The organism is Flavobacterium sp. I-STPP5a, from assembly GCF_009764685.1.
GTDB lineage: Bacteria > Bacteroidota > Bacteroidia > Flavobacteriales > Flavobacteriaceae > Flavobacterium.
This window is the reverse complement of record NZ_VHLM01000050.1, coordinates 1-18,956: the sequence shown is the minus strand read 5'-3', so window position 1 is coordinate 18,956 and position 18,956 is coordinate 1. Positions and strand designations below refer to the sequence as shown.

The following is an 18,956-nucleotide window of genomic DNA, read 5'->3' as shown; positions in this document are numbered from 1 at the left end:
AAAGCTTTAAAATATTTAATCCCATTCAGGACGTTCTTGAATGGGATTTTTTTATTTTTACCAAAACAATATTGATGAATACAAGAGCCGCACAACTACAAGCATTTGACAGATTACTTACTATAATGGATGATTTGAGGGAAAAATGCCCTTGGGATCAAAAACAAACCATGCAATCCTTGCGTCATCTTACCATTGAAGAAACCTATGAACTTGGTGATGCTATTTTAGATAATGATTTAAGTGAAGTGAAGAAGGAATTGGGAGATCTCTTGTTGCACATTGTTTTTTATGCTAAAATAGGAAGTGAAACTAGTGATTTTGATATTGCTGATGTGTGTCATGAAATTTCTGAAAAATTGATACACCGTCATCCCCACATTTATAGTGATACAGTAGTGAAGGACGAAGAAGAAGTCAAGCAAAATTGGGAGAAATTAAAACTTAAAGAAGGTAAGAAATCTGTTTTGGAAGGAGTTCCTAAAAGTTTGCCAGCCTTAGTCAAAGCCAGTCGCATTCAGGATAAAGTGAAAGGAGTAGGATTTGATTGGGAAGAGACGCATCAAGTTTGGGATAAAGTGCAAGAGGAATTAGAGGAACTACAAGTTGAAGTGCAAGCGGGAGATCAGGATAAGATAGAAGCGGAGTTTGGTGACGTTTTGTTTTCAATGATTAATTATGCCCGATTTTTGAATGTTAATCCCGAAGATGCCTTGGAACGAACCAATAAAAAATTCATTAAACGATTTCAATATTTAGAAAGTAAAGCTTCAGAGTTAGGAAAACCTTTAATGGATATGACTCTAGCTGAAATGGATATTTTTTGGGAAGAAGCGAAGCGTCTTCCTAACAAATAGGAATTGGAAATCTCTGATTTCTAAATAACTCAATTTTGGGAAGAAGCGAAAAGATTGTAGTTGTCAGTTTGCAGTATTCAGTATCTTGTAATCAATATTTAGAGTTTAAAGTATAGTTTTAGAATAATTTATAATTACCAATGTCAGAAAATAAAACCGAGTTAAAACGTTCTTTAGGATTGATAGATGCAACCAGTTTAGTTGCAGGTTCCATGATAGGATCAGGTATTTTTATTGTAACATCTGCTATGGCCAGAGATATAGGATCGGCGGCTTGGTTGCTCGTGATCTGGATTGTTACCGGCTTAATTACCGTTGCAGCAGCTTTAAGTTATGGCGAGCTAGCGGGAATGATGCCTAATGCTGGTGGTCAATTTGTGTATATTCAGCGTGCATACGGTAGGCTAGTTTCCTTTTTATATGGATGGACTGTCTTTACCGTTATTCAAACGGGAGTTATTGCTGCTATAGCAGTAACTTTTGCAAATTATGCAGCTATTTTTTTTCCTGTTTTAGATGAAACGCTTTTTTCTGTCGGATCGAGTTTTGTTTTTTCGTACCAAAAAGTTTTAGCCATTTTCAGTATTGTTTTACTTACTTATATCAATACCAAAGGTGTTCAAAGTGGTAAAATGGTTCAACTTGTTTTTACTTCGGCAAAATTAATTGCACTGTTTGCCTTGATTATTTTAGGATTGTATGTAGGATTAAAAACGGATGTTTTATCGGATAATTTTGCAAACATGTGGGACGCTAGCAAAACGGTAGTTAACCCAGATGGAACTGTAACTGTTACAAAACTTGTAGGAACTGCCCTTTTAGGAGCTGCGGGTGCTACTATTATAAACTCTTTATTTTCTAGTGATGCATGGAATAATGTTACCTTTATAGCAGGCGAAATTAAAGATCCTAAAAAAAATATACCTCGCAGTTTGTTTCTAGGAACGGTCATTGTGACTGTAGTTTATGTGTTGGCTAATGTGGCTTATTTAGCGTTACTGCCAATGCAAGGTTCGCCTAGCGCAAGTGATGCCTTGAGTAACGGAATCATGTTTGCTAATAATGACCGAGTAGGTGCGGCAGCAGCAAGTATGATATTGGGAAATGTAAGTGTCTTTGTTATGGCAGGATTAATTATGGTGTCCACTTTTGGTTGTAATAGCGGATTAATCCTCTCTGGTGGCAGATTGTTTTTTGCAATGGCAAAGGATGGTTTGTTTTTTAAACAAGCCACCGAATTAAATAAAAATCAAGTCCCAGCCAAAGCCTTGTGGGTCCAGTGTATTTGGGCTTGTGTGTTGTGTATTTCGGGGAAATTTGGAGATTTATTGACGTATGCTACTTTTGCATCCTTATTGTTTTATATCTTGACTATTTTAGGAGTTTTTATCCTGAGAAAAAAAGAGCCTCATGCTGATAGACCTTATAAAGCATTTGGTTACCCCTTTGTTCCTGCACTTTATATTGTAGTTACGGTGGCTATTTGTCTTACCTTATTAATTTATGACACATTTAATACCGGCCTAGGATTAGCTATTGTTGCATTAGGAATCCCTGTTTATTATTTAGCAATGCCAAAAAAACAGTAATATTGAAGTAATTACTCGGCTAGTTTTTTGAGTTTTGAAAGCTCTAATAAAACTATTTTTTTTCCACTAAGTTCAATGAGCCCTAGCTTTTTAAAGTCAGAAAGTAGTCTAATGCAACTTTCTGTTGCAGTACCTATCATGCTAGCTAAATCATCTCTAGAAAGTTGAACTTTTAGGGAAGCATCCTCATTTGTTCCAAAAGTATCATGCAAATAGAGCAAAGTTTCGGCAAGTCTTTCTTTGACTGTTTTTTGAGCTAGATTAACCATTTGATCATCGGCTTCTTTTAGATCGCCGCAAATAGTTTTCATCACATTCATAGAGAACTTATTGTTTTTGTCAAAATATCCCATCACTTCTGATTTTGGAATAAAACAAACCTGCATATCATCAAGAGCTACTGCACTTAAATTCACGGGCTCCTCACTTATCATAGATCTTTGGCCTAATAATTCACCTTTGGTTACCAGTTTTACAATATGGTCTTTTCCGTTGGCGCTAAGCTTGATGAGTTTGCAAACACCATCTTTAATACAGTAAATTCCGTTTACAGTATCTCCTTCTTTAAAAATTATTTCTCCTTTTTTTACAATATGAGACGTTTTACAATCAGATAATTGCACGAGCTCTTGTTTAGTAAGGGCTTTCAAGGAGCTGAATTCGCGCACGATACATTGTTCGCATTTACTCATGGGTATGATATTTTTGTTATACAAAACTAGCTTTTTATTATGATAAATATCATATTTTAATTAACATTCGTTTAGGTTCTTTGCTTCAGGAAAAATGAGCAAAGTTATGGAGAAAAACAACTGTTTCCATTGTGGATTAGATGTCATAAAAGCCGAAGAAATATTTTTTGACGATAAAATTTTTTGTTGCACGGGTTGTAAAACAGTGTATGAAATTTTTAATCAAAACGATTTAAAAAGCTATTATGATTTTGAGAAATCACCCGGAGCAACACCGCAAAATACAAATGGTAAATATGATTTTTTAGACAATGAAAGTATTGTATCAAAACTATTGGAATTCAAAGAAAATGAAACAACAATTATTTCACTTAACATACCACACATACATTGTAGCTCGTGTATTTGGATTCTGGAAAATTTACAACGTCTTCAAAAAGGCATAAGCACTTCACAGGTAAATTTTCCTGAAAAGAGAGTACGCATCACCTTTAACTCCGCTACGGTATCTGTCAAAGAAATTGTTTTAATGCTAAGTTCTATAGGCTATGAGCCCTATATAAGTTTAGAAAACTACGAATCTGGTAAGGCTGTTGTAGATAGAAGCTTAACCTACAAACTGGGTGTTGCTTTCTTTTGTTTTGGGAATATTATGTTGCTTTCTTTTCCAGAATATTTTGAAGTTAAGGAGTATTGGCTGGACCACTATCGAGGTTTTTTTAGATGGTTAATATTTGCTTTATCATTGCCTAGTTTTTTCTACTCGGGAAGCGGTTATTATGTGTCTGCCTACAAGAGTATAAAAACCAAAATGCTCAATATTGATATCCCTATTGCCTTAGGAATTATTGTAATGTTTGTGCGCAGTACTTTTGATATCATCATGGATTACGGTTCTGGTTTTTTTGATAGTTTAACGGGACTTATCTTTTTTATGCTCCTTGGCAAAATGTTCCAAATAAAAACCTATAGTTTTTTGAGTTTTGAAAGAGATTTTAAGTCTTATTTTCCTATTGCAATTACTAAAATTAATCCTGACGGAACGGAGTTGAGTATTCCTATTTATGAGGTTGAAAAAGGTAATAGATTGCTGATTAGAAACCAAGAACTCATTCCCGTTGATGGTATATTACTGTCTGAAAAAGCAGAGATAGACTATAGTTTTGTTACCGGAGAAGCAGTGCCTATTGTAAAGCATTCTGGAGATAAAGTTTTTGCCGGAGGGAAACAAATTGGGAAGATGATAGAAATGGAAGTTTTACAAACCGTCTCTCAAAGTTATTTAACGCAGCTGTGGAGTAATGATGTGTTCCAGAAAAATGTGGAGCAAAAACACAAAACAATTACTGACAAAATCAGTCGATATTTTACTCCGATATTATTGTTAATTGCTTTTATAGGGTTTGGATATTGGATTTTTATTAATGCCAATACTGCATTTAATGTTTTTACCGCCGTTCTTATTGTGGCATGTCCTTGCGCGCTTGCATTGACCGCTCCATTCACTTTTGGAAATGTCTTACGAATTTTAGGAAAACAAAAATTTTACCTTAAAAATGCTTTGGTTATAGAACAATTAGCCAAAGTAGACACCATAGTTTTTGACAAAACAGGAACAATCACTACCAATAAAAAATCTAAAATTACGTATGTGCCACCTAGCGAAATAAATGAGATTGGAGTTCAAGAGGCCATAATTAATTTGGAAACCAATACACTAATAAAAAATGCATTGCGAGGTTCAAATCATCCATTGAGCAGAATGTTATATGATTTTTTACCTGAAACAAAATTGATTAAAGTTGAGAATTTTGAAGAACAAGCCGGTAAAGGTATTCAGGCTCAAGTTGGTGGAAGTAATATAAAAATTGGTTCACGAGATTTTGTTCTTCATACAAATTTAGAGACGGATAATAAGGGTTTTGATAGTGAAGTTGAACTTGAAAATACTGTTGTGTACATTACTATTAACGAAGTTTATTATGGGAAATATATCTTCATGAATCAGTATAGAGATGGTTTAGCGAAGCTCTTTCAAGATTTGAGTAAGAAGTACGAAATTAAAATTTTATCAGGAGATAATGATGGAGAAAGAGCTACTCTTGAAGCTCTTTTGCCAAAAGGCACAGCATTAATTTTTAATCAAAAACCAGAACAAAAACTAGAGTTTATCAAAGCTTTGCAGTCCGAGGGTAAGAATGTGATGATGGTAGGTGACGGACTTAATGATGCGGGTGCATTGGCGCAAAGCCATATCGGAATATCCATTTCAGAGAATGTGAATGTGTTCTCACCAGCTTGTGATGCTATTTTGGATGCCGAAGAGTTTGAAAAACTAAACTTCTTTTTACGGTATTCTAAAGATGCTATTACCACCATAAAAATGAGCTTTGTAGTGTCATTACTCTACAATGTAGTGGGCTTAGGTTTTGCCATTACAGGAAATTTATTACCACTTATAGCAGCTATTATTATGCCATTGAGTACCATAACTATTGTAAGTTTTGTTACTGTAATGAGTAATTATTATGCTAAAAGAAAACGCTAGTTCATTAAATATTTACAAAGTTCACATTTCATTAACAAATGTTTCAAGTATGATAAATGTCATATTTTACGTGAATGCATCCCAGTAACTTTGTTGAAATAAAAATACAATATGAGTGTCATTTATCTATTAATATCCATCAGTATTCTAGTTGCTATAGGTTTTTTTATAGCATTTATTAGAGCAGTCAAAACAGGACAATATGATGATGATTATACTCCCTCTGTTCGAATGCTTTTTGAGGATGAGTTAATTCAAAAAGAAACAAAAAATAAGGAAGAGTCTTTAAAAACAGAATATCTAGAAACTCAAAAATAATCAATAAACAACTTTCAAAATAATTACAAATATGGAAATGCAGCAGTTTTATTATGACAACAAAATTGTAAAAAAATTCATTTACGCCACCATAGTTTTTGGGGTAGTAGGAATGTTAGTAGGACTTATTCTTGCTTTTATGTTTCTATTCCCAAATATCACCGATGGAGTTTCGTGGTTGAGTTTTGGCCGATTAAGACCATTACATACTAATGCTGTTATATTTGCCTTTGTAGGGAATTCTATGTTTGCAGGTATTTATTACTCTATGCAGCGCCTTTTAAAAGCAAGAATGTTTAATGATTTTTTAAGCAACCTGCATTTCTGGGGATGGCAATTAATTATTGTTGCGGCGGCTATTTCCTTACCATTAGGATACAGCACATCAAAGGAATATGCCGAGTTAGAATGGCCTATAGACATTGCAATAGCCTTGATCTGGGTTGTTTTTGGAATCAATATGATTGGTACAATTCTAAAACGTAGAGAACGCCATTTATATGTTGCTATTTGGTTTTATTTGGCCACTTTTGTAACTGTTGCAGTTTTACATATCTTTAATAGTTTGGCATTGCCAGTTTCTGGTTTAAAAAGTTATTCTGTATATGCGGGTGTTCAAGACGCACTAGTTCAATGGTGGTATGGTCATAATGCTGTTGCTTTTTTCTTAACCACACCTTTTTTAGGGTTGATGTATTATTTTATTCCAAAAGCAGCAAACCGTCCGGTGTATTCGTACCGCCTTTCTATTATTCACTTTTGGTCGCTAATTTTTATTTATATCTGGGCAGGCCCACACCATTTATTATATTCGGCATTGCCAAACTGGGCACAAAATTTAGGTGTTGCTTTCTCAATCATGTTAATTGCTCCATCTTGGGGAGGAATGATCAACGGACTTTTAACACTAAGAGGTGTTTGGGATAAGGTAAGAGTGGAGCCTGTTTTAAAGTTTTTTGTTGTAGCAATTACTGGGTATGGAATGGCCACTTTTGAAGGTCCGATGTTGTCTCTTAAAAATGTTAATGCTATTGCACATTACACAGACTGGATTATTGCACACGTTCACGTAGGCGCACTTGCTTGGAATGGTTTTATGGCATTTGGTATGATTTATTGGTTAGTACCTAGAATGACCAAGAGTAATTTGTACTCCACAAAATTAGCTAATTTTCATTTTTGGATAGGAACGCTGGGAATCATCTTGTATACTGTACCTATGTATGTTGCGGGATTTTTACAAGCATCGATGTGGAAACAATTTAACCCTGATGGAACATTAACCTATGGTAATTTTCTAGAAACGGTTACTCAAATTATGCCTATGTACTGGATGAGAGCGATAGGTGGAACGATGTACTTGGTAGGAATGTTAGTATTAGTGTATAACATTTGGCAAACGGTTCGATTTGGATCAAAAGTAGAAGACGAACACGCCGAAGCTCCTGCGTTACTAAAAATGAGTTCAAGTAGAGTTAAGGGTGAAAAATTCCACCCTTGGTTAGAGCGCAAGCCTATTCAATTGACCATTTTGGCAACAGTAGCTATCTTAATAGGTGGTGTGATTCAAATTGTACCTACTATAATGGTAAAGTCTAATATTCCTACGATTACGAGCGTAAAACCATATTCTCCACTTGAACTAGAGGGACGCGATTTATATATCCGTGAGGGTTGTGTAGGTTGTCACTCTCAATCGGTACGACCATTTAGAAGCGAGGTTGAACGTTACGGACCTCAATCAAAAGCAGGAGAATTTGTATACGATCATCCATTTTTATGGGGATCAAAACGTACTGGACCCGATTTATTAAGAGTAGGTGGAAAGTACAATGACAACTGGCATTTCAATCACTTTTGGAATCCACAAAGTATATCTGCTGGTTCTATCATGCCGGGTTACAAATGGCTCTTTGATAATAAACCGATGGACATTTCCATGACACAAAAGAAAATGGAGGTTATGTCTACACTAGGAGTTCCTTACACTCCTGCGCAAATTGCTGGTGGACTGGATGATTTACGCAAACAAGCCATTGCTATCGAAGAGAGTTTAAAAAACGACCCTGATTTTGTAAAAAGTTATGAGGAAAGTAAGAAAAAAGCCGAAGCAAGAGGTGAAAAATTTGTGCCAATGAACGAAAGAGAAATTGTGGCTTTAATAGCTTATATGCAACGTTTGGGTACTGATATTAAAGTAAAAAAATAGTAGTTATGTTTGAACAAATTAAACACAATATGGAGACCATTGATGGTGTAGCCATATATCCTATTCTGTCTTTATTAATTTTCTTTTTCTTTTTTGTAGGTCTTGGTCTTTGGGTTTTCTCTTATAAAAAAGAAAAGATTCAAGAGTTAAGCCAGATGCCCTTGAGCGATAATTAATTATAGTATTTAAACTAGTTAGAATGAAAAATAATTTTCCTGTATACGTTAGAGTTCCTGTAATTTTCTTTACTGTTTTTATGGTAATGGAGTATTTCATTGACTCAGGAGATCGACCTGCATTTATAAAATTCCCAATGGTCACCGTGTTTTTATTAGTATTTCTTTTTTTATTGATTGCAGTAGAAATTACTTGGAAAGCTGTTGATAGCATTACATACCAATTACTAATGCAAGATCAAAAAGAAGCTTTGCATAAAAAACAAAACATTCGTTTTCAAGATCAGGCATGGTATAAAAATCTAATGGCAAAACTGACTAAAACGCAGCCTCTTGATAATGAAGGACAGTTGTTATTAGATCATGATTATGATGGTATCAAGGAACTTGATAATAATTTGCCTCCATGGTGGGTGTATTTGTTTTACGCGTGTATACTTTTTGGAGTAGTGTACATGGTGCGATATGAAGTATTGGGATCAGATAATCAGGAAATGGAGCTTCAAAAAGAAGTGGCTCAAGCCAAAATTGAGATTGCTGAATATATGAAAACTGCTCCAGACTTGATGGATGAAAAAACGGTAACCTTATTGACAGAACCGGCTGATCTAGCTGCTGGAAAGGAAATTTTTATCACGAATTGTGCTGCTTGCCATAGAGCTGATGCTGGTGGTCAAATAGGTCCAAATTTAACCGATGATCAATGGATTCTAGGCGGTGGTATAAAGAATGTTTTTCACACACTGGTAAATGGAGGAAGAGACGGAAAAGGAATGATATCCTGGAAAGGGACTTTAAAGCCAAAAGAAATGCAAAAAGTGGCTAGTTATATTTTATCCTTGAAAGGCAGTAATCCACCAGATTCAAAGGCATCTGAAGGGGAGGTATGGGTTGAAGAAACAACTGAGGTTCTTGCGGAATAATTTTCATCTTGGAACTGGTGTTTGAACATCAGTTCCAAGTTTTGTAAACTCGTTTTTATAAATTAAAATAATGTCAAATTCATCAGACGAAGCGTTTAGAGACACCATAGGAACTATTGACGAAGAGGGGAATAGAAAATTTATTTATCCCAAAAAACCTTCTGGAAAGTTGTATGAGTACCGTAAATGGGTAAGCTATTTTTTATTAATGGTCTTAGTAGCAAATCCATTTGTTAAAGTGAATGGCAACCAGTTCATGATGTTCAACATTTTAGAACGCAGGTTTACTATTTTTGGATTTCCTTTTTGGCCACAAGATTTTTATCTGTTTGTGCTTTTTATGATTATCGGAATTGTTTTCGTTATTCTTTTTACGGTTATTTTTGGACGTATTTTTTGCGGATGGATTTGTCCCCAAACTATTTTTCTCGAAATGGTTTTCCGAAGAATTGAATATTGGATAGAGGGAGATAGAGGAGCTCAAATAAGGTTGCATAAACAGGAATGGAACGCTGAGAAGATTAGAAAGAAAGGGCTAAAATGGTTCCTTTTTTTAATAATATCATTTTTTATTGCCAATGTTTTTTTGGCCTATCTCATCAGTAGTGATGCCCTTTACAAAATGATTGAGGAGGGACCGCGTAACCACATCAGTACCTTAGTTTCATTAGGTATTTTTACTGGCGTGTTCTATTTTATATTTGCTTGGTTTAGAGAACAAGTTTGTATTATAGCGTGTCCTTACGGTAGGTTACAAGGTGTTTTATTAGATGATAAATCCATAAATGTAGCCTATGACTTTATTCGAGGTGAAAAAACCGCTGGTAGAGCAAAATTCAATAAGCAAGAGGATAGGAGTAACACTGGGAAAGGAGATTGTATTGACTGTAAACAATGCGTAAATGTTTGCCCCACAGGAATTGATATTCGAAACGGAACACAGCTAGAATGCATCAATTGTACGGCTTGTATTGATGAATGTAATACTATTATGAATAGTGTAGGACTGCCCGAGGGTCTTATTAGATACGCATCTGAAGAGGAGATTGAAAAGGAGAAAAAATTCAAATTCACCACTAGAATGAAAGGGTATTCAGCCGTTTTGTTCATTTTAACGGGTGTTTTGATAGGTTTGTTGTTCCTTCGTTCAGATGTTGAGGCTGTAATTCTAAGGTTGCCAGGACAATTGTTTCAACACAAAGGGGACAATATAAGTAATGTGTACACATTTAAGGTGATCAATAAAACTAGTAAAGATCTTGACAGCGTTCATTTTAAATTAGTGGGAACCAAAGGGAGTCTGAAAATTGTAGGAACCCAATACTTAAAAGTGGATAAACAAAGCATGAACAGCGGAACACTTTTTATTGAAATCAATCAAAATATTTTAGATACCGATAAAACAAATCTAAAAATTGAAGTTTACAACGGCAATGATAAAATAGAAACTACATCCACCAGTTTTTTAAGTCCACGTAGTTTCAATTAAATAGTATAAAAATAAAGGAACATGAAAATAAATTGGGGAACAGGAATAGTAATTGCTTTTGGATTGTTTATGACATTCATTTTGTTTTTTGTATTTACGGTACAGTCTGATTCTAAATATGATAATGAATTGGTAGTAGAGGAGTATTACAAGCATGATGCTCATTTTGCTGAGGAGATGACTCGCATACAAAATGCTGCTGATTTGGCTCAAAGGCCAATTATAAACAACAAAGCAAACGGAATAGAAGTAGAATTTCCTAAGACTTTTGAAACCAATAAAATAAAAGGGAAAGTGTCTCTATACAGGCCGTCTAATAAAAAATTAGATTTTGAAATTCCTATTTCATTATCTAATGCTACAACTTTGCTCATTCCTAAAAAAAGTTTAGCAGGCGGCCGTTGGGACATTAATATGGAGTGGCAATACAACGGAAAATCATATTTGTCAAAGGAAACGGTTTACGTGAGGTAAGTACCAGAAATCATTTCAACAAAATGTTCTTCATTATTTCTTAGATCAATAAGAATACAACATGTTTTACACAGCAATTATATTTGGTTTATTAAGCAGTTTTCATTGCATTGGGATGTGTGGTCCTATTGCTATGATGTTACCTGTAGATAGGAATAACTCCTCAAAAAGAGTTTTACAAATAATCACGTATCATTTGGGTAGAATTTCAGCTTATGGCACTATAGGATTTGTATTTGGTTTAGTGGGCAAAGGTTTTTTTATGGCGGGCATACAGCAGCAACTTTCTATAGGGATAGGAATTGCAATGATTGCAGTGGTACTTATTCCTGAAAAGTTATTTGCTAGATATAATTTTTCTAAGCCTATATTTAAACTCGTGGCTAGTATTAAATCAACTTTAGGAGCACAGTTCAAAAATAAAAGTTACAAGTCATTGTTTACAATAGGTTTACTAAACGGATTTTTACCTTGTGGTATGGTTTACGTTGCCTTATTTGGAGCTATTGCTATGCAAAATGCAGGTTGGGGTGTTGTATACATGATACTTTTTGGGTTAGGTACCATTCCGCTTATGAGTAGTATTGTTTTAATACAGGGATATATTACATTACCTATACGAAACCGAATTCAAAGAATGATTCCCTATGTGGCCATAACAATGGGATGTTTGTTTATTTTGCGAGGTTTAGGTTTGGGTATTCCATACGTATCACCGTCAACAATGAGTTTGTTTATTCAATCTAATGCCACTTGTCATTAAATAAATAATGGTTGTCTAAATCACAAAGCACGCCTTGAGCGTGCTTTATTATTTTGTATGATTAGGTATTAAATTGTCATCGAAAAAAGAGCTGTTTCTGGCGCTTTTCTTTTCAATCTTAAGTCAAATGCCATTCCTATATTTCGAATATAAGGTTTTCCTTTTTCTGTTATTACGAGACTATTTTCATTTATCACGATAAGTGCGTCTTTTTCCATTTCTTCTAGCTGCTCCAATACTTCGGGCAGTTCTTCAAAATATAATGAAGCATCATGCCAAGAAGTTTCAAATTGGCACATTAAATTTAAAATATGTTTTCTAATGATGAGGTCTTCATGAGTTAAGATATGACCTCTAAAAATCGGCAGTTTATCCCATTCAAGCATTTGGTAATAATCGTCTAAGTTTTTAGCATTTTGAGCAAAACCATACCAGCTGTCACTTATTGAGGATACGCCAAGACCTATCATTAACGGAGTTTTTGAAGCACTATATCCCATAAAATTACGGTGTAAAGTTTTTTCTTGAAAAGCAATGTAAAGTGCATCGGTTTCTAAAGCAAAATGATCCATCCCTATTTCATGATATCCATTCTCATATAATAACTCTTTACCAGTTTCATATAATTGTCTCTTTTTATCATCTTGAGGTAAATCTTCGTCATTAAAACCGCGCTGCCCATTTCCTTTTATCCAAGGCACATGTGCATAACTATAAAATGCCAATCGGTCTGGTTTAAGGGATTTTGTCTTTTCAATAGTGTCTATTACATCGTCAATTTCTTGAAACGGTAACCCATAAATAATATCATGACCTATTGATGTATACCCAATAGCTCTTGCCCAGAAGGTTACTTTTGCTACATTATGAAACGGTTGTACTCTGTGAATGGCTTTCTGAACCTTTTCAGCATAATCTTGTACCCCAAAACTTACTCTTCTAAAACCAAGCTCATATAGTTTTTGTAAGTGAGCATAGGTTGTATTGTTAGGATGCCCTTCAAAACTAAATTCGTGATCCACAGATTTATTGGCATGCATGAAAATGCCGTTTATTAAGTCCTCTAAATTTTGAGTCGAAAAAAAAGTAGGTGTGCCACCGCCTAGATGTATTTCTTTGATTGTAGGTTTTTCGCCCAATAGTTTGCAATATAAAGTCCATTCTTTTAAAACGGCCATAATGTATGGATGTTCTACGGCGTGATTCTTTGTAATTCGCTTATTACACCCACAAAAAGTACATAAGCTTTCGCAAAATGGCAAGTGAATGTACAAACTGAGACCTTCTTGAGGACCACTTTTACGAAATGATTGTTGTAACGTTTGAATCCATAAATCACTAGTAAAATCATCCTCGTCCCAGTAAGGAACGGTAGGGTAGCTAGTGTATCTAGGGCCGGGTACATTATATTTTTGAATCAAAGAATTTTTCATAATTGAACATTTTGTCACACCAAAAGTAGGGCGAGTCTATCAAGATAAAAATGATAATTATCATGTAGAAACGTCATAAAAACAAGAAACCCCAATCCTGTTGGATTGGGGTTTACTACCTTGTGGATAAAAATCTATTCTTCTATTTTAATATTTTTTAATTGCTTTAGTTTTTCTTTCCATACATCAAGACTTTCTTTGTGAATGGCAATGTTTTTACGAACTTCTAATACAATCGAATTCTCTTTCTTAGCATTACGAGTATTGGCAAAAAACTGAATGTTGTTTTCCAATTGAAAAATTTCATTCTGTACTTCCTCAATTTTACGCATAATGAAAATTTTCTCACTATCTAGTTTTCTAGAATCATTACTTTCAGATAATTGATCCATTCTATTAGCAAAACGCATCATGTCAGTATCCTTTTTACTCAAGCTTAATTTTTCAAAAAGAGCATCTAGAATTTTGTTGAATTTCCCTTCAATATGCCTTCTAGCAAAAGGGACTTTACCAAAACCTTTCCAGTTTTCAATATGAAGTTTTATAGCATCAAGATCGGTTTTATGATCACCTGTAAGTTGAAATTCTCTAAGCGATTCTAGATATGTTTTTTTACTTTCAAATGCAGCAACTTCTTCACTGTTTTCCTCTTTTTTATGTTCTTTAAGGTGTTCAAAATAGTGGTTGCAAGCTTCTCTAAACTCTTTCCATATTTTGTCCGAATATTTTCTAGGAACATGACCTATTTCTTTCCACTCCTCTTGAATTTGCTTCATTATAGGTGTAGTGGCAGCAAAATCCGTGCTTTCTTGTAGTGCTTTTGCTTTTGCTACAAGTGCAGTTTTTTTAGCAAGATTGTCGTTTTGGTCTTTTTTAATGTCTTTGTAGAAAGAATTTTTAAAAGAATTAAAATTACGTACCGCATTTTTAAAAGCACTCCAAGTTTCCTCATTAACTTCTGAAGGAACTTTTCCAGCCGAGAAAAAAGCAGTGCGCAATGCCTCAACCTTTTCTATTTGGCCTAGCCACTGCGAGTGAGCATTCACTTTTTCAGTAGCCAGAACTTCAATTTGAGCAATTATGGCTTTTTTATTTTCTAGATTAGCCAACTCAACTGCACGCTGATTTTCAAATAAAACTTCACGTTTATCGTGCATTTTTTTAGTCAAATCGCTAAACTGATTCCAGATAGCATCTCGGTGTTCTCTTGAAACAGGACCAATATCTTCTTTCCAGATTTTGTGTAAATCTTGTAATTCTCTAAAAGCTTTATTAACATCTTTTTCAAGAACCAGCTCCTCAACACGGGCAACAATTTTTTGTTTTAATTCAAGGTTGTGTTTAAAATCAAGGTCTCTCGCTTCACGATCAAGGTGTAAATAATCATAAAAATTTTCAACATGAAAATGATAATTATTCCACACATGGTTGTACTTATCCTTAGGAATAGCCCCTGCATTATTCCATCGCTCTCTTAAATCATTAAAATGTTTTAAGGTGTCCTTGATATTAGCTTGCGGATTTATAAGTTCTTTTAATTCCTCAACAATAGCAAGCCTATTTTCTAGGTTATTTTTTAGGTTAGTTTGTAAACTTTTAAAATGAGCATTCTTTACCTCACGAAATTGTGAATACAATTTATCAAACTGACTTTTTAATGGAGAGTGGTATTCAAACTCTTCAGTAGGATCTTGATTTTCAGCAAGGAATTCCTCTTTCTTTTCTTCAACTAAGTGGTTGTATTTAGCTAAAAAAGCTTTCTTTATTTCTTCAATATGATCCTTGAAAGCAAGTGCTTTATCGCTAGAAACAAAACCTTTAAGTTCCTCAACAAGCTCCTCAAGTGCAAGTGCATCATAATCCTTCATAGGAATTTCATGGCGCTCTTTCAACGTTTCATCTTCGCTTTCCTCTGCATTTCTGGCAGCAATCGCATCTGTTGCAGTAGTTGCATCAGCTTCAATTAGTACAGCTTCGGGTTGCGTTATTTCACTTAAATCATCTTGAGTTGCAGTAGTAGCATTCAAGATTGTTTCGGTACCATTTCCATCTGCATCTTCTTGATGTTGATCCAGGTTGTCATTCTTTTCTTCTAACATTTTTTTAAATGTATAAGGTTTCTAAATAATATTGAGTCCGAAAGGTAGTAAAGCCTTACCAAAATACAAAATATACAAGCCATTTTATTAATCATACATCAAATGATGGTTTTAATTAGGAGCTTTCTCCAGCTGTACGCTATATCTTTAGGATCCTGAAAAAAAATCAGGACCCTAAAGGATGCCGCTTCCATCTGGGCTAGGGATTATAGTTTATTTAAGTTTTTTTAATTTGCTCACGCAGTTTTTATTTGATAATGAGACTATATCAATACAAAATTACTGAATCCACAAATGTTGTGAATTGCTTTATCTCACATCGATTTTATTTTTTATAAGTGTTCCATGATTTGTAATTCAAAATTGTATTTTAGCTTATAATTCCCAACTTCCCTCGTTTTATTCTCACGTAAGGCACGTTGTGAATTGCTTTCAAAATTGTATTTTAGCTTATAATTCCCAACCTGTTGCACGCCCTCTATAACTCCAATTGCGTTGTGAATTGCTTTCAAAATTGTATTTTAGCTTATAATTCCCAACGTTATCTAGTGATTATGAAAGAATTTTAGAGTTGTGAATTGCTTTCAAAATTGTATTTTAGCTTATAATTCCCAACACGAACAACCAGAGCAATACGCCAAACTGGGTTGTGAATTGCTTTCAAAATTGTATTTTAGCTTATAATTCCCAACAAGTTTTTGCCGACTTAATGAACGATACCGGTTGTGAATTGCTTTCAAAATTGTATTTTAGCTTATAATTCCCAACACGTAAACCAATTTTTAAGAGTAGAAAACGGTTGTGAATTGCTTTCAAAATTGTATTTTAGCTTATAATTCCCAACTTTATTGTATTTCTACGACAATAATGACAAGTTGTGAATTGCTTTCAAAATTGTATTTTAGCTTATAATTCCCAACACGTTTGACTGCTTTACTTCGTTAAACAAGGTTGTGAATTGCTTTCAAAATTGTATTTTAGCTTATAATTCCCAACAGAAGGACCCCTAGCTATGATTTTATTTTCGTTGTGAATTGCTTTCAAAATTGTATTTTAGCTTATAATTCCCAACTTTGCTCAATCGAGGAAGCTATAACTGCTGGTTGTGAATTGCTTTCAAAATTGTATTTTAGCTTATAATTCCCAACACTCCAAGTTTAGCTGTTTACAATGCTACAGTTGTGAATTGCTTTCAAAATTGTATTTTAGCTTATAATTCCCAACCCACGTTAACAGATGATTTAATTGACACGAGTTGTGAATTGCTTTCAAAATTGTATTTTAGCTTATAATTCCCAACATGCCGTATTAAAACCCGTGTTAAACCTAAGTTGTGAATTGCTTTCAAAATTGTATTTTAGCTTATAATTCCCAACAATATAACGTTCATTATTGTAGCAGTTAAGGTTGTGAATTGCTTTCAAAATTGTATTTTAGCTTATAATTCCCAACCAACTTCTAAAAATCAACAACCTTTCATAGGTTGTGAATTGCTTTCAAAATTGTATTTTAGCTTATAATTCCCAACGATTTAGGGGATTATTTAAAGAATAAGGAGTTGTGAATTGCTTTCAAAATTGTATTTTAGCTTATAATTCCCAACTAAGTGATAATGTAAATGAAATAAAGAATAGTTGTGAATTGCTTTCAAAATTGTATTTTAGCTTATAATTCCCAACTCAACACATCCTTTTTTATTAGGTATTTCCGTTGTGAATTGCTTTCAAAATTGTATTTTAGCTTATAATTCCCAACTGAGTTGAAAAAAGGAGAAGACACGTTGGTGTTGTGAATTGCTTTCAAAATTGTATTTTAGCTTATAATTCCCAACACAAACGTATTTTAAACCAAATATGTTATAGTTGTGAATTGCTTTCAAAATTGTATTTTAGCTTATAATTCCCAACAACTTACCGCCTACACCGCCGTTATCATCAGTTGTGAATTGCTTTCAAAATTGTATTTTAGCTTATAATTCCCAACTCCGATTAAAAAAGGAACAAATTAGAACTAGTTGTGAATTGCTTTCAAAATTGTATTTTAGCTTATAATTCCCAACCTACTAACGTTCATTATTGTATCAGTTAATGTTGTGAATTGCTTTCAAAATTGTATTTTAGCTTATAATTCCCAACCTTTGTATAAATAATAATAAGACATAAACAGTTGTGAATTGCTTTCAAAATTGTATTTTAGCTTATAATTCCCAACTGGATAATTTGAAAAGAAATCTTGAAACTAGTTGTGAATTGCTTTCAAAATTGTATTTTAGCTTATAATTCCCAACTGGAACAGCGGAAGAAAACAGATATAGCAAGTTGTGAATTGCTTTCAAAATTGTATTTTAGCTTATAATTCCCAACTTAGAGGAGTAGGAAGAGCGGAAGATAATCGTTGTGAATTGCTTTCAAAATTGTATTTTAGCTTATAATTCCCAACATGAAACGATTAAAGAATTGCGTAAGTTTGGTTGTGAATTGCTTTCAAAATTGTATTTTAGCTTATAATTCCCAACTAGCAGGAGGTTTATCTGGAGGTAAAAATAGTTGTGAATTGCTTTCAAAATTGTATTTTAGCTTATAATTCCCAACCCGTTTGAAGAAGCTTATTACATATTATCGTTGTGAATTGCTTTCAAAATTGTATTTTAGCTTATAATTCCCAACAATGAACTCAAATGACAAAATAGAGCAGTTGTTGTGAATTGCTTTCAAAATTGTATTTTAGCTTATAATTCCCAACTAAAAATAGTTAACTATTGCGAAAGGATAGGTTGTGAATTGCTTTCAAAATTGTATTTTAGCTTATAATTCCCAACCGGAGGAAGCGCAAGTATGGCACAACCGCAGTTGTGAATTGCTTTCAAAATTGTATTTTAGCTTATAATTCCCAACACATCGAAGTGTAATTGATTGATATGTTGGTAGTTGTGAGCTTATTTTGAAAATAAAAAGAAGTAGTATTTCTTTGTTGTACTACAGTGAGTTAGTCTTTTTTCTAGTCCTGTTTGTTAGAAAAGTTCTAATTGTTGAGAAGGTTTTTCAGGTTCTATTGGTTTTTTACCGTAAAAAAGTTCCATCATTCCAAATTGTTTATCGGTTATTTGCATTACACCAATTTTTCCGTGTTCGGGTAAGTTGTTTTTTATTCGTTTGGTATGTACCTCTGCATTTTCTCTACTGGCACAAAAACGCATATAGATGGAAAATTGGAACATAGAAAAACCATCGTCTAATAATTTCTTTCTAAAAGTACTAGCTGTTTTGACCCCTATAAAACAAGAGTATTATTCTAAATTTCGATTATTATTTATGCGGTTAATTTTTTCATTAAAATTAGATGCTTATCCTGGTTCCATTTCTCTATTGGTGTTATATGTCCTAAAA

15 protein-coding genes and 1 CRISPR repeat array are annotated in these 18,956 nt (G+C 33.8%); of the genes, 11 read left to right on the top strand and 4 right to left on the bottom strand.

Annotated elements, in window-relative coordinates; translation table 11 throughout:
• Nucleotides 1-74: 74 nt before the first annotated feature.
• Nucleotides 75-857 carry a nucleoside triphosphate pyrophosphohydrolase gene (gene mazG / locus FJV36_RS09440; RefSeq protein ID WP_158729500.1) on the top strand — a complete coding sequence of 261 codons (783 nt, stop codon included), beginning with the start codon at nucleotides 75-77 and terminating at the stop codon, nucleotides 855-857.
• Between the two features lie 140 nt (nucleotides 858-997).
• Nucleotides 998-2,446 (top strand): APC family permease, encoded by a 1,449-nt coding sequence (locus FJV36_RS09435; protein WP_158729499.1) that lies wholly within the window; start codon nucleotides 998-1,000, stop codon nucleotides 2,444-2,446.
• Nucleotides 2,447-2,457: 11 nt separating this feature from the next.
• Here FJV36_RS09435 and FJV36_RS09430 read toward each other — a convergent pair whose 3' ends face one another.
• On the bottom strand, nucleotides 2,458-3,138 hold the full coding sequence (locus FJV36_RS09430) for a Crp/Fnr family transcriptional regulator (RefSeq protein WP_158729498.1): 681 nt from the start codon (nucleotides 3,136-3,138) through the stop codon (nucleotides 2,458-2,460).
• Nucleotides 3,139-3,244: 106 nt separating this feature from the next.
• On the opposite strand from FJV36_RS09430, the gene FJV36_RS09425 reads away from it, so the two are divergent.
• The 8 genes from FJV36_RS09425 to FJV36_RS09390 all read left to right on the top strand — a co-directional run bounded on the left by FJV36_RS09425 (nucleotide 3,245) and on the right by FJV36_RS09390 (nucleotide 12,038).
• Complete coding sequence (locus tag FJV36_RS09425) at nucleotides 3,245-5,686, top strand: heavy metal translocating P-type ATPase metal-binding domain-containing protein (protein ID WP_158729515.1); 2,442 nt, start codon at nucleotides 3,245-3,247, stop codon at nucleotides 5,684-5,686.
• A 111-nt stretch (nucleotides 5,687-5,797) separates the two neighbouring features.
• The gene (gene ccoS / locus FJV36_RS09420) at nucleotides 5,798-6,004 is read left to right on the top strand and encodes a cbb3-type cytochrome oxidase assembly protein CcoS (RefSeq protein ID WP_158729497.1); all 207 of its coding nucleotides are present in this window, start codon (nucleotides 5,798-5,800) and stop codon (nucleotides 6,002-6,004) included.
• Between the two features lie 31 nt (nucleotides 6,005-6,035).
• A complete protein-coding gene (gene ccoN / locus FJV36_RS09415) occupies nucleotides 6,036-8,213 on the top strand; it encodes a cytochrome-c oxidase, cbb3-type subunit I (protein WP_158981047.1) in 2,178 nt (725 codons plus the stop codon).
• A gap of 5 nt (nucleotides 8,214-8,218) precedes the next feature.
• Entirely contained in the window at nucleotides 8,219-8,389 is a 171-nt protein-coding gene (locus FJV36_RS09410) for a CcoQ/FixQ family Cbb3-type cytochrome c oxidase assembly chaperone (protein WP_144892684.1), read from the top strand.
• Nucleotides 8,390-8,412: 23 nt separating this feature from the next.
• Nucleotides 8,413-9,312, top strand: coding sequence for a cbb3-type cytochrome c oxidase N-terminal domain-containing protein (locus FJV36_RS09405; protein ID WP_158981045.1), 900 nt, complete (start codon nucleotides 8,413-8,415; stop codon nucleotides 9,310-9,312).
• A 70-nt stretch (nucleotides 9,313-9,382) separates the two neighbouring features.
• Entirely contained in the window at nucleotides 9,383-10,801 is a 1,419-nt protein-coding gene (gene ccoG, locus FJV36_RS09400) for a cytochrome c oxidase accessory protein CcoG (RefSeq protein ID WP_158981043.1), read from the top strand.
• A gap of 21 nt (nucleotides 10,802-10,822) precedes the next feature.
• Nucleotides 10,823-11,275 carry a FixH family protein gene (locus FJV36_RS09395; RefSeq protein WP_158729493.1) on the top strand — a complete coding sequence of 151 codons (453 nt, stop codon included), beginning with the start codon at nucleotides 10,823-10,825 and terminating at the stop codon, nucleotides 11,273-11,275.
• A gap of 61 nt (nucleotides 11,276-11,336) precedes the next feature.
• Nucleotides 11,337-12,038, top strand: a complete 702-nt coding sequence (locus tag FJV36_RS09390; RefSeq protein ID WP_158729492.1) for a sulfite exporter TauE/SafE family protein — start codon at nucleotides 11,337-11,339, stop codon at nucleotides 12,036-12,038.
• A 68-nt stretch (nucleotides 12,039-12,106) separates the two neighbouring features.
• Here the strand turns inward: FJV36_RS09390 and hemN are convergent, their stop codons facing one another.
• The 3 genes from hemN to cas2 all read right to left on the bottom strand — a co-directional run bounded on the left by hemN (nucleotide 12,107) and on the right by cas2 (nucleotide 18,844).
• Nucleotides 12,107-13,471, bottom strand: coding sequence for an oxygen-independent coproporphyrinogen III oxidase (gene hemN, locus FJV36_RS09385; protein WP_158729491.1), 1,365 nt, complete (start codon nucleotides 13,469-13,471; stop codon nucleotides 12,107-12,109).
• Nucleotides 13,472-13,605: 134 nt separating this feature from the next.
• Nucleotides 13,606-15,570, bottom strand: coding sequence for a DUF349 domain-containing protein (locus FJV36_RS09380; protein ID WP_158981041.1), 1,965 nt, complete (start codon nucleotides 15,568-15,570; stop codon nucleotides 13,606-13,608).
• 356 nt (nucleotides 15,571-15,926) lie between these two features.
• Nucleotides 15,927-18,464: direct repeats of the CRISPR family, unit length 33 nt; unit sequence TTCAAAATTGTATTTTAGCTTATAATTCCCAAC.
• Nucleotides 18,465-18,580: 116 nt separating this feature from the next.
• Nucleotides 18,581-18,844, bottom strand: a complete 264-nt coding sequence (gene cas2 / locus FJV36_RS09375) for a CRISPR-associated endonuclease Cas2 (RefSeq protein WP_158981053.1) — start codon at nucleotides 18,842-18,844, stop codon at nucleotides 18,581-18,583.
• On the opposite strand from cas2, the gene FJV36_RS16480 reads away from it, so the two are divergent.
• The coding region (locus tag FJV36_RS16480) for a hypothetical protein (protein WP_233264941.1) at nucleotides 18,771-18,956 on the top strand (186 nt) is incomplete at its 3' end. The two genes, cas2 and FJV36_RS16480, sit on opposite strands and share 74 nt — an antisense overlap.